Here is a 913-nt window from a genome sequence, read left to right as displayed (position 1 = left end):
AAAAGAAACTCCCTAAATAGAGAATAAGGTGTATTTAGGAAAATGGAAAAAGTAAAAGAAAAAGAAGGTATCCCTCGGCCTCATTTGCAATGAGACCGAGAAGAGATTTTTGAAGACTGGACCTTTTATATTTAAATCAAAGATTTATTTCAATTTCCTTAAATAACTCCAAACCAAACAAAAAATTAATTGTTGTCATCCCATCAGGATTAAAATCAATTAATTCTCCATTCTCATCAGTGTTTAATTCTGGAATATTCACATTTAGCTTGATATAATTGATTTGGTCGCCAAAGAAAACATTTTCATTAACAGCAAGCACGGTTCTTTGACCCGAAGGAGACACATAATTCAAACTCACTTTTTCCAAATAATCTTTTACTACCAATAGTTCCTCAATAGGTTCATTTAAATTGACATCAACAATTCCAGCATTAAGAGTATGAAAAGCCAAAATGACATCTCCCAAAGCATCGAAGGATTCAAGATTCAAAGTATTAATTTGCCATACTTTATTATAAGTATTTATATTTTCTAAATCAAATGTAATAGTGTTGTTAGGGTCAGGATTGAAATCATTACTAGTAATGTCAAAAACTGAACCAATTAAATTAATCCCAAAATGCACACCAATAAAGGGTCCTCCATATAAAATACTTCCTATTTCATCAGGGGTAGGCTTCTGGGAGTCAAATTCATTAAAGATTTCAATTTCTTGAACTGTATATCCTTGATTTTCCACCTCAACAACATCATCATCTGTCAATTGATAATACCCAACAATATTAATGTGATAATTTTTGTTTGCATTTAACAAAACCTCAATGGGTTGACCAAGTCCCTCAAAGGAAAAGTAATCCACCTTGCTAATGAAATATGAATTTTCTTCTATTTCCTCCGCAATAGATAATTC

The 913-nt window shown here is 31.3% G+C and carries 1 protein-coding gene; it reads right to left on the bottom strand.

What is annotated here, in order from left to right; genetic code table 11:
* Nucleotides 1-136: 136 nt before the first annotated feature.
* The coding region (locus tag E1171_RS23310) for a hypothetical protein (RefSeq protein WP_187696128.1) at nucleotides 137-913 on the bottom strand (777 nt) is incomplete at its 5' end.

It is taken from the genome of Xanthovirga aplysinae, assembly GCF_009711365.1.
GTDB classification, from domain to species: domain Bacteria; phylum Bacteroidota; class Bacteroidia; order Cytophagales; family Cyclobacteriaceae; genus Xanthovirga; species Xanthovirga aplysinae.
The sequence above is the reverse complement of the archived record's forward strand: the minus strand, read 5'-3'. Positions and strand labels throughout refer to the sequence as shown.